The sequence below is a fragment of the Streptomyces daliensis genome (genome assembly GCF_054782395.1).
In genome coordinates this window covers 1-10,589 of the sequence record NZ_BAAGSO010000055.1, presented here as the reverse complement: position 1 = coordinate 10,589, position 10,589 = coordinate 1, and the positions used below count along the sequence as shown (strand labels likewise).

General features: G+C 71.7%; 8 protein-coding genes and 1 CRISPR repeat array. All 8 genes read right to left on the bottom strand.

Annotated elements, in window-relative coordinates:
• Window positions 1-134: 134 nt before the first annotated feature.
• Window positions 135-834: direct repeats of the CRISPR family, unit length 29 nt; unit sequence CTGCTCCCCGCGCCCGCGGGGATGGACCC.
• Between the two features lie 14 nt (window positions 835-848).
• From cas2e to cas3, 8 genes are read right to left on the bottom strand one after another with little or no spacing between them, the layout of a single operon-like run.
• Window positions 849-1,208: a type I-E CRISPR-associated endoribonuclease Cas2e gene (cas2e, locus tag ACYVOO_RS11665; protein ID WP_461015579.1), complete on the bottom strand. Its 360-nt coding sequence runs from the start codon at window positions 1,206-1,208 to the stop codon at window positions 849-851.
• Window positions 1,205-2,167: a type I-E CRISPR-associated endonuclease Cas1e gene (gene cas1e / locus ACYVOO_RS11660; protein ID WP_461015578.1), complete on the bottom strand. Its 963-nt coding sequence runs from the start codon at window positions 2,165-2,167 to the stop codon at window positions 1,205-1,207. Before cas1e ends, cas2e begins: the two co-directional genes overlap by 4 nt.
• 4 nt (window positions 2,168-2,171) lie before the next feature.
• Window positions 2,172-2,918 (bottom strand): type I-E CRISPR-associated protein Cas6/Cse3/CasE, encoded by a 747-nt coding sequence (cas6e, locus tag ACYVOO_RS11655; RefSeq protein ID WP_461015577.1) that lies wholly within the window; start codon window positions 2,916-2,918, stop codon window positions 2,172-2,174.
• On the bottom strand, window positions 2,918-3,625 hold the full coding sequence (cas5e, locus tag ACYVOO_RS11650; RefSeq protein ID WP_461015576.1) for a type I-E CRISPR-associated protein Cas5/CasD: 708 nt from the start codon (window positions 3,623-3,625) through the stop codon (window positions 2,918-2,920). The genes cas6e and cas5e overlap by 1 nt, the downstream gene beginning before the upstream one ends.
• The gene (cas7e, locus tag ACYVOO_RS11645) at window positions 3,622-4,827 is read right to left on the bottom strand and encodes a type I-E CRISPR-associated protein Cas7/Cse4/CasC (protein WP_461015575.1); all 1,206 of its coding nucleotides are present in this window, start codon (window positions 4,825-4,827) and stop codon (window positions 3,622-3,624) included. The genes cas5e and cas7e overlap by 4 nt, the downstream gene beginning before the upstream one ends.
• Window positions 4,828-4,836: 9 nt before the next feature.
• Complete coding sequence (gene casB, locus ACYVOO_RS11640; RefSeq protein ID WP_461015574.1) at window positions 4,837-5,517, bottom strand: type I-E CRISPR-associated protein Cse2/CasB; 681 nt, start codon at window positions 5,515-5,517, stop codon at window positions 4,837-4,839.
• The gene (gene casA / locus ACYVOO_RS11635) at window positions 5,514-7,214 is read right to left on the bottom strand and encodes a type I-E CRISPR-associated protein Cse1/CasA (RefSeq protein ID WP_461015573.1); all 1,701 of its coding nucleotides are present in this window, start codon (window positions 7,212-7,214) and stop codon (window positions 5,514-5,516) included. Before casA ends, casB begins: the two co-directional genes overlap by 4 nt.
• Before the next feature lie 46 nt (window positions 7,215-7,260).
• Entirely contained in the window at window positions 7,261-10,215 is a 2,955-nt protein-coding gene (gene cas3 / locus ACYVOO_RS11630) for a CRISPR-associated helicase Cas3' (protein ID WP_461015572.1), read from the bottom strand.
• Window positions 10,216-10,589: the final 374 nt, after the last annotated feature.

The window sequence follows — 10,589 nt, the reverse complement described above, 5'->3', positions numbered from 1 at the left end:
GGATTCCCGGTACGTATCCTGCGCCTAGTGGGATGCATGAGGGTGGTTCGTCCAGTCGGGTGGTGGAAATGTCCGAATCTCTACTTGTTGCTCAGAAGGGCTTCGTCTCCCGCTAAACGCCCAGGTCAACGAGACTGCTCCCCGCGCCCGCGGGGATGGACCCAGCTCGACGACCATGGGCCCGCGATCGGGGAGCTGCTCCCCGCGCCCGCGGGGATGGACCCCCGGTCAGGTCCGTCGCGTCGAGCTGGCCGAACTGCTCCCCGCGCCCGCGGGGATGGACCCGAGGCGGCAGCGGCCGTGGACCCGGACGCGGCCTGCTCCCCGCGCCCGCGGGGATGGACCCCGGGCGCTGCGCATCGCCGGAGTGCTCAAGGACTGCTCCCCGCGCCCGCGGGGATGGACCCGAGATCGCCGTGGAACTGTCGCCCACCGCGCTCTGCTCCCCGCGCCCGCGGGGATGGACCCGCGACGCCCGTGGCACTCTGGACGCTCCCCCCCTGCTCCCCGCGCCCGCGGGGATGGACCCATCGCCAGCACGTACGACGAGACGTTCCGGATCTGCTCCCCGCGCCCGCGGGGATGGACCCTGGGCGTGAACCACGGCCCGGGGCCGGTCGTCCTGCTCCCCGCGCCCGCGGGGATGGACCCCACCTCCGGCCGGTCGGCGCCTGCCGCAGGAGCTGCTCCCCGCGCCCGCGGGGATGGGCCCCACGGCGGAGTGGTCGCCGACGGCGTGGCCCCCTGCTCTCCGCGCCCGCGGAGATGGACCCGACCCCAACTACCGCACCAAGGCCGAGGCCCGCTGCTCCCCGCGCCCGCGGGGGCGGGCTCCGGTCTTCGGCTCTTCAGCGGCCGTAGCGGCGGCGTTTGGCGGTGTTGCTCCAGCCTGGGCGGGGTGGGCGGGTGGTGTCGGGGGTGGGGCTGGTGGGGTGTTCGGTGGGGCGGTGGATGAGGGTGATGCCTTCGTGGTCGGTGGGTTGCCAGTGGTGGTCGTGGGTTTCGAAGGTGTAGCCCTGTTCGGTGTTGGTGCTGTAGGTGAGGAGTGCGCGGCCTTCGCGGGCGTATTCGCGTACTTCGGCCCAGAGTGCGTCGCGGATGCGGGCTGAGGGGCTGCCGACGAAGACGCCGGGGGAGACTTCGAGGAGCCAGCGGGTGAGGAATCCTCGGAGCCCGGTGGGGCAGTTGGACAGGACGATCACGGTCACCAGATCAATCCTTCGCCGAGGTTGTGGCCGGACTCCAGTTCTTCGCCGCGGTCGGACTGGAGCGTCACGCGGTCGCGCAGCGGGTCGTCGTCCTCCGCCGGGGTGCTGTCCGCCAGGCCGGGGGCGAGCAGCGTCTTCACGTCGTGGACGCAGCGTTCCAGCAGTCCTGCGGCGTGGACGCGGTCGCGCAGTGCGCGGCGTACGCGGGCGCCGACATCTTCCTCGCTCTCGGCCGCGACCTCGAAGGCGACCGGGATGCCGATCTCCGTCTTGTAGAGGTCGGCGATGTCCAGGGCGAAGGACAGTTCGTGTCCGGAGTGGACGAAGCCCAGCCCCGGCACACAGCCGAGGGCTGCGAGGACGCTCTGTGCGATGCCGTACATGCACTGTCCGGCGGCGGTGACCGCCTGGTTGGGGGCGTCGCCGGAGGCGAAGTCGCCTTGGACGTAGCGGCGTCCGCGCCAGCGGATGCCGGTGCGGGCGGCCTCGGTGCGGTAGCAGGCTTTGACGCGGTCGCCCTCCATGCCCAGCAGTTTCCGGCGGCTGCATCCGGCCGGGTCCTCGTCGGGGAAGCGCAGGGCGTACATGGCGCGGGCGACATCCAGCCGGGTGCGTGGGTTGGCCCACAGCCGGGCTTGGGCCTCGGCGAGGGCGGCGGAGCGGGAGAGGGCCCGGCCGCCGGCGTAGTAGCGCACGCCGTGTTCGCCGACCCAGACGATGCCCACGCCGCTTTCGCCCAGCAGTCGGATCGCCTGCTGGGAGATTTTCGTGCCCGGCCCGAGCAGCAGGGTGCCGATGGTCGCGGAGGGGAGGTGGCGGATGCCGTCGCCGTCGGCGGCGGTGATCGCGTTGTCCGCGCAGTGGATGACGGCGCGCTCCAGGTAGACGAAGGAGAGCCGGTCGCCGATGCGGGTGAGTTCGCGCGGGGAGGAGGCGCCGCGTTTGCCGACGGTGGTCATCGCGTTAGCTCTCCGGGGCCAGGGTGAGCAGACCGCAGCCGTATGCCTTGCCCCGGCCGATGCCCTGGGTGAGGGCGTTGCGCAGGGCGTCGGGGTCGGTGACCTCCAGCCGTCCGCTGAAGACGGCGGTGACCAGGGAGACCGGGCCGCTGCGGCGTCCCTTGCCCTTCGGCCCCGTACCCGGTGCTGGGTCGTCGGGGCGTTTGCGGAAGGAGAGGTCGCGGCGGCCGTGAACGATGGCCGCGTACCGCTCCAGCGGATCCTGGGCGTCCGGGACCACTCCCGGCAGCAGCATGAAGCCGTGCCTCGTCTGCCGTTCCAGCAGCCAGCCGAGTTGATGGCGCGGGGAGACGTGCGCGGTGCGCTTGGTGGGTTCTCCGTCCTTGCGGCGGATGGAGTGCACCGGGTTGGCGGTGAGCCGGAACGCCCAGCGGTCGCCCTTGGCCAGGCGCCCCAGGAACGGCCGGTAGTGCAGGGTCTCCCAGCCGGGGTTGCCGGGTTCGGCCAGGCTGGGCCAGCCGGCCTGCTCGACCAGGTGGGTGAGGTCGGGGCGGTCGGGGCTGACGATGTAGGCGTGTACGTCGGCGCGGGCGTTGTGGTCGAGCCGCCACAGGATGCGGGGCCGGACGCCGGGGTCAGGGGGCAAGCCGGGGAAGCTGGCGAGCACGGCCGCGTGCCAGCGCTGGGGGGAGGAGAGCAGGAAGCGGGCCCCGTGGCGTGGGGTGTTGATGCGGAAGTGGGTGAGGTACATCAGCGGTCGTCCTTCAGCGGCTGCATCGGGTCGTGCTCCGGCACTTGATGTGCCGCGCCGGGCCGTGGGACGGTGCCGTGCTGCACTGACCGGCGGGCGTAGCGGCGGTGGCGCGGATCGAAGCTGAGCGGCTGGTCGGCCACGATGTCGCCGGGAGGATCGTCGGGCGCAGAATCCAGCAGCACGGGCAGATGCTCCGGGGCGGTGCGGGCGGTCCGCCTTTGGTACCAGGGGGAGGCGAGCCACGGGTGCTCGCGCAGCGCGGCCTCCAGTCCCGCCCGGTGCCGTACTCCTGCGTCGAGCCGTCGCGCGGGCGGGCAGGCGCGGCGGCCGAGGAAGGGCAGGTAGTGCGGTGTGCGGACGGCGGCGTGCAGCTCCTCGATCAGTGTCCGCTCGCCTTCGACGGCGGCCAGGAAGACCGCGTCGGCTAGGTAGATGCGCTCGGTGACCGGCATCGCCTTCCCGCTCACCTGGTGGTGTGCGGTATGGAAGTCCCGTACACGTGTGCCGGGTTGGTCGATGCGTACGCCGAAGCGCAGCGCGGCGAGGTCGGACGGGTCGGCCGTGCGGGAGCGGCCCTGGGCGGCGGCGAGCAGGCCGAGTACCCCGCTCTTGGTCGGTGCGGACTCCGTGGAGCGCCGGGAGTAGCGTGAGGCGGCGCCCCAGGACTGGAGCGGCCCGGCGAGCTGGAGCATCAGCACACTCACCGCGTACCGTCCCACCGCTGTGCGACCGCCGTGCCGACGTCCTCCACCAGCTCGTCCAGCGTGACCGGTGTGCCGACCTCGGCGAGCTTGGCGGTGTTGCGCCCGGCACGTACCACCCAGGTGGCGACGGCCTCCTCGCCGAAGGCCTCCTCGACGTCGGCGATCTGCTCGGCCAGGCGCTCGCTGGCCTGCCGGACGTGGCCGCTGCCGGACTCGTCCATTGTCGGTTCCTCGAAGGCGCCGACGAAGCTGACCGGCCGGGTCTCGCGCAGCTTGACCACGACGGCGTCCGGCGGGGTGTGGTGCGCGAAGGCGTTGATCTTGCCGGTCGGCAGGGAGGAGACAAAACCGCGGATGAACGCCTCGACCGCGCGGCGCACCGGAGCGACCCGGTCGGCCTTCTCGTCCAGGCCCTGGCCAAGGTTGTCGGCAAGCCGGTCCACATCCAGGGCGGCGTAGCGGTAGAGCGTGGCGGAGTTGAACTCCACGGCGCCGATCATCCCGGCGCCGGTTTCCTCCTCGGCGTTCTCGTCGTCCACCGCGGTGTAGTAATCCCACTCGTTTTCCACCTTGTGGACGCTGAGGGCGTGCGCGACCTGGGCGGCGGCGTCCACGTTGATGTCGGCACCATCGGCGACCATCCGGCCGAAGAGCGCGATGTCCACCGAGTGCCGGGTGTCGGCGATCTGCCGTGCGCGATCCTTGTTCTCCTTGACCCTGAGAAACGCGGTGATGTCGCCCCGGCCCTCGACCGCCAACTCGGCCAGGCCACGCCGCTGCTGGGCACTGAGGAACATCAGGTACTTGGACTCAGGCGGCTGCGGCGCCGCCTCCTCAGTTCCGTCGGCGGGCTCCTTGTCCTTCTTCGACTTACGCTCCGGGACGAGGAGCTTGGAGCCCGTGCCCGCCTCCACCACGGCCTTGGCCAGCTCCCAGGACTCCTCAGCTGTCATCTCCTCCTCCAGTTCTCGGATCCTCTCGCCGATGAGCTCTGCGACCTTCTTGGTCCGCACCCCCAGCTCAGCCGGGTCGAGCAGTCCCTTGAAGGCGGTGCGAGTGGCGCGCTTCCACGCCTGGCTGGAGACCCGTGAGCGGGGCACCCCGCCGTATACCGCGGTCTTGGGCGTCCCCAAGTCGTCCCGGTTGAGGTTGCTCGGCGGGACCGTCTGGAGGATGTGGATGTCAATGATCGTGCGGCTCACGGTTGATCCTCACTGTGTGTTCTGGCCGGTGGAGCGCGAGCCACCGTCATCGGGGGCCTGTGTGTCCTCGGCTTCCTTGCGCGGGTATCCGGAGTGGAACTCCCGGCCCCATTCCTGGCGGACCTTCAGGCGCTGGCCAGGATCGAGGGCCTGCTCGATCTGGTCGGCGAGCCGGGCGTAGTCCAGCGGCTCGCCCTCACGGCGCAGCAACAGGACCAACTCCCGCAGCCGGTAGGCGAGTGCGGTGGCCGAGGTGGCCCCGGCGATGCGGACGAAACGGCGGCGCAGCCCCTCGTTGATCTCCCCTTGAGGCATCAGCGCGCGCACAGCGCGGCCCAGCCGACGGCCGGGGACGTGCATCCGGGCGGTGTGCTGGGACTGCTGGTGCACTGCGTAGAGGGTGACCGCCAGATGAACGGCGGTGGGACCGTGCTCGCTGCTCCTCAACCGTCCTTTGTCGGTGTAGAGCTTCTCGGTGCCGGTCAGGCCGAACAGCTCCGGGACCTCCTCCGGCGCTTTGCCCGCACCGCGCCGGAGCTGGGCGAGCCGGGCGACGGCCCACGCCTCGTTGTTCGGCAGCAGATAACCGCGCTGGACCGGAACCAGGAACGTGTTTACCGCAGCGCCCACGACTCCCGGCTCGTAGGCGTCCTGCCAGGCATCGGCGGACGCCGGACTGCTGGTGGTCATGGGGTGAGCTCCTCGGGTCGGTCCGGTGACGAGTCCTGGCCGTCGTCGGGCGGCCCGTCGTCTTCCGGCGCCAGGACGCGTTTGCGTAGCTCCTTGTGGAATCCGTACTCCACACTCGCGGAGTTCAACCAGTAGGTGCCGCCCTTCGCCGTCGGCTTCACGCGTCCCTCCCAGGCCGCCTCGCTGGAGGAGGCAACCAGTTCTGAGCCGAGCGCACGCACCCGGTCGTGCGCGGTGCGGCGCCAGTTCTCCAGTCGCTCATCGATATCGACACCGGGTGTGAGCCCGGCCAACCACTGGCGGAAGGGGCCGTCCAGTTCGCCGAAGCCGCGCTCGCGGGCCTCCGCCCGGGGTGTCGCCTGGTCCGTGCCTGCGGCCTCGGCGAGCCCTGCGGCAAGGTTGCCCAGCAGCCAGACCGCGGTCTCCGCGAGCTGCACGGCACGCACCGCAGTATCGCGCAGCGCTGTGTCGTGCGGCGAGAGCAGGACCACGGACAGGCTCAGGCTGTCATCCACCACATCGGCGACCACCGACTGCTGGGTGCCGTAGGAGCAGCCCAGCAGCCGTGCCCGGATCATGTGGTCCGGGCCCAGCGCGTCGCTCTCCTCGGCCATGCGGCCCAGCCACTCCAGCACGCGCGGCGTGATGCCCGGGGCCGCGTCTCTCCCGCCCCTCCGTGCTGCTTCGGGCGGATAGCCGGTGATCAGCGAAGCGAGACCCCGCCAGGCGGTGCGGGCCGGATCATGGGTGCGCGGGAGGTAGACCGGGATTGTGCGCAGCTTCTTCTCCTGCTGCTCGCTGCGCCGCCAGCCGGTCATCGGCTCGCGGCCGTGCATGTCGCGGTAGGGGAGCGGATCGCCGTAGGCGAGGACCACGCCGTACGCCGCCTCGCCGTCGTGGTGCAGCCGCACCCGCCTCGCCTGCCAGGTGTATAGACCGCGTGGCCCGAACGGTCCGGCCTCCGCCTCCGGCAGCGGGGCCGCCCCCAGGGGCTGAGGGCGACGCCAGACGGGCAGGTCCTCCTCGTCGTGCCGCAGCAGGTCCTCCTCCTCGCGGGGGATCAGGTTCAGCAGCAGCGTCTCGCGCAGGGTGTCCCCTTCGGCGAGGACGCAGCCGAGCATCCCGGCCGAGCCGACGCCCTGCGGATAGACCTTGCCCGCCTTGACCCGGGGATCGCCTACCGCGCCGGACTTGATGCCCGAGACGTCCCAGGCGTGCGCGTGCACCACCCAGCGGGCGGCCTCGGCGAAGGACAGCCGCTGTGCGCCGTGGGCCCGCATGGTCAGGAAACGGTCGTTGTTGGGGACGTCCGCGACGATCCGGTCCAGGGCGAAGACCTCGTCCTTGGCCGTGCGCAGGTCCGCCACCTGGAAGAACGGGCGCTCCGGATGCAGCAGGTCGAAGTGCTCCTGGTGCCGAGCGAGATACGCCGCGACCCGGTCGGCAGGGAAGCCGTCCGGCCCCGCCGTCCACAGTTCCTCCCACGCCTCCCGGGTGTCCGGTCCCCCCTCCAACGCGTCGTAGAGCACCGCCAGCAGCAGCCGGATCAGGGCGAACTCCTGAGTGGGCAGATCGCCCGGCACTCGCCGGATGTCGTGCGCCTGCTCGAACACCTCGGTCAGCGACAGTTCCTTCTCCACACCGTCGCGCAGCAGGACCGGCAGCCACGGCTGCGAGGTCAGATCGAAGGAGGGCACCGCATCCGCCTCACGGGCCGCTGAACTCGCGTTAGCTGAACTCGCGTTAGGGGGCACGGGTCACCTCAAGACCGTCGTCGGGCGAGTAGCGCAATGCGAAGCCTGCCAAAGAGCACTGACACTCCTCGTCCAGCGCCAGGATCAACTGCCCGGCCAGCCAGTGGCAGTCGCGTCCCTGCCACGCCTCGACGTACAGCTCCTCCAGCTCCGCGACCGCGCGGTCCGCGGTCGCGAAGCAGAAGTGGTAGGGCAGCCGCAGCGCACTGGCCGCGACCGCTCTGGCGCGATGCGGGTCCGGCGCGGCGTCGGTGGGCAGCTCCAGCCGTCCGCGTGCCCTGCCGCGTTCATCCGGCGGCAGATGCGGAAGGGTGCGCAGGGTGCCCTCGGCGGTGCGCTGGACGACCAGTACCTCCACGCTGTCCTCGGCATCGCGCACCTGCTGCCGCCCGGTCGGAGTGTCGTCGGCGTCGCCGACCCCCGCGTCGATCCAGCCCAGCAGCGACCTCCCCGGCGGCTTGGGCGCGGTGAGCCGGTATGTGCGGGCCTTCTCCTTCTGCCGCGCCCGGTGTGTCTCGTCGCTCTTCTCCGCCACCGCCATGGCCTCCTGCCAGCCCGCGGGCCCCTGCGGAGCCGCACCGTAGGCGTCCTGCACCAGCGGGCTGATGTCCGCCGGGAGCCGTACGGGTGGGCCGTCCTTGGCCAGGTGCGGCCGGAGCACCGCTGCGGCGCGCAGCAGCGGCCACGCCCCGTACACCGCCGCCGAACCGCGCACCGGCACCGGTACCGGCCCGCCTTCGGTGGTCCACTTCCTGCCCTCCTCATCCGGCTCGACACCGGTGATCAGGCAGCGGGCGGTCCTCAGTAGTGGCGGGCGCTCCCGCTCATGGCGGTGGAGGCGGCCCATCCGCTGGAGGAGGAGATCCACCGGGGAAAGGTCGGTGACCAGGAGGTCGAAGTCCACATCCAGTGACTGTTCGGCGACCTGGCTGGCCACCACGATGTGCGCGCTCTCCGGCCGTCGCCCGGCACAGCTCTGCGGCGGACCGAAACGCTCCCGCAGATCGGTGTCCTTGGCCGCGCGGTCCAGGTCGACGTAGCGTGCGTGCGCGACCGTCACCGCCTCCGTCCCGAAGCGCTCGCGCAACGCGGCTGCGGTCTCCCGTACCCGGTCCACCGTGTTTCGGATGACCAGCGCGCAGCCCCCGTCGGCCAGGTCGGCGACGAGGCGCTCGGCGAGGGTCTCCGGGGCATCCGCCAGCGTCTCGACGTGCACCTTGGTGGCGCGCCCGGAGGCGGCCGGGGCACGCTCGACCGCCGTACCCCCCGGCGCGACAGCCGTCAGCAGGGGGTACGCGTGCGGGGCCCCGCCCTCGTCCGGTCGCAGCGTCTGCGGGTACGCCTGCGCTCCCGCGTAGGCTCGGGCCAGCTCCCGCCGTCGTGCCGCGGGCAGCGTCGCGGAGAGCACCACGACCGGCACCCGGTAGGCACCCAGCCAGGCCAGCGCCCCGTCCAGATAGGTGTCCATGTACGCGTCGTAGGCGTGTGCCTCGTCGATGACCACCACCTTGCCTGCCAACGCCAGGTGGCGCAGGGCGAGATGGCGGGTCTTGAGTGCCCCGAACAGGAGCTGGTCGATCGTGCCCGCGACGAAGGAGGAGAGCATCCCCTTCTTCCGCCCGCGCAGCCACTGGTGCGCCACCAGCTCCGCGGCGTGTGTGACGTGTTGGCCCTCGCGCTGCGAGCCGCGCGTGCGCAGGTCGTCCGATTCCACGGCCAGCGGACGGGAAGGGGTGCCCATCAGCGCGGTGTAGTGCGGGTTGAGCGCGGACTTGGCGTGCGCGAGGAAGACCGAGTGCGCGCCCCGCTGCCCGTCCTGATCCGGCAACCGGCCCAGCCAGTCCTTGAGCCGGGGGAACATCGCATCACCGGTCGCCCGGGTGGGCAGCGCGAAGAAACAGCCGCCTGCACCGGACCGCGCGGCGAACACCTCCGCCACGGCCAGTGCCGCCTCCGTCTTCCCCTCGCCCATCGGCGCCTCGACGATCAGCAGCCCCGGCTCTGGCAGCTCCCGGGCCAGCTCGACCGCGGCGGCCTGCACTGGGCGCACCCGGGCGCCGGGCGGGAGGACGAACCGGGAGCTGTAGTGCGCGTCGGGCTCTGGCGGCGGGTCCACCGCCTGCCAGGGCGCGGGCAGTTCGAGCCCCCGCCAGGCCGCCTCGACCCGCTCCGCGGAGGTCTGCCCCTGCGCGTCGGGGTAGTAGGGGAACAGGTCGGGGTTGCTCGCGATCCAGTCCGCCACGATCACCGTCGCTGACAGCAGGACCTGCACGGGCTGCGGGAGCCGAACCTTGCTCCAGGCCGCCAGCCGCTCCGTGATCCCGCACGCCGCAGCGGCGGCATCCAGCAGCTCCGTCTGCACGCCCCGCCACACGGTCTCGCTCGGGCCCCGCGTACGCAACAGGTCCGTCCTGCCCCGCAGATGCCGGACCTGCCCGGCATCCGGCGGCACGCCGTGATGCCCGCCGACGACCACGGTGAACTGCCCCCGCGCCTGCCTGGGAAACCCGCGCTCACCTAGCCACTCCTCCAGGAGGAGCTGGCCAGCCAGACCGTGCGGGGCCGCGCTGCGCTCGGTCAGCAGACGCCGGGTCGACATCGCCAGCCCCTGGTCCTGCATCACCCCGGCGAGATCCTCCACCTGGCAGGCGAAGGCGGGCGTCGCCTTACCGATGTCGTGCACCGTCGCCAGCCACACCGCCAGCAAACGCGCGTCCGCCTCGCCGTCGGGCAGAGCCTCGGCCACCAACCGCCGCACCTGCCAAGGCAGCCAGTGATCCCACAGCCGCCCGGCCACCGCACCGCTGTCGGCCATGTGCCGCCACAACGGCAGCCAGGCGCCGCTCCTGCCACCCTCGCGCTGGTCGGACTTCGCCCACACCTTCCGCGCGGACAGCGACAGCCCTTCACCCAGCCGCGCCGGATCCGGCCCCCTGACGTTCATAGGGAGGATTAGATCCCGCAAGAGGGCCGCGATATCGCCCTGTTGGGCGGGTACGGCTGATAAACAGCGTTACTGACCAGTGTGTGGAGGTCACCGCCCATGCGGTGTGGCCGGTTCTCGCCCCCTCCGGAGTCCGGCGGCTCCACCCTCCGCCCCAGTCATCCGTGCGGGCGATCTCGCTGTACGTACGCTGAATGGTGACGCTTCGCTCGACTGGATGGTGGAAATGTCCGAATCTCTAATAGTTGCTCAGAACGGCCCCTGCTCCCGGTAAACATCCAGGTCAGCGAGACTGCTCCCCGCGCCCGCGGGGATGGACCCCGCTCGGGGAGGGTGTCGTCCTGGCTGTAGTACTGCTCCCCGCGCCCGCGGGG

Bases quoted from the DNA above. Each gene is read 5' to 3' on its own strand.
- casB (WP_461015574.1), bottom strand. From the start codon at position 5,517: ATGACCACCAGCAGTCCGGCGTCCGCCGATGCCTGGCAGGACGCCTAC.
- cas1e (WP_461015578.1), bottom strand. From the start codon at position 2,167: ATGACCACCGTCGGCAAACGCGGCGCCTCCTCCCCGCGCGAACTCACC.
- cas6e (WP_461015577.1), bottom strand. From the start codon at position 2,918: ATGTACCTCACCCACTTCCGCATCAACACCCCACGCCACGGGGCCCGC.
- cas3 (WP_461015572.1), bottom strand. From the start codon at position 10,215: ATGAACGTCAGGGGGCCGGATCCGGCGCGGCTGGGTGAAGGGCTGTCG.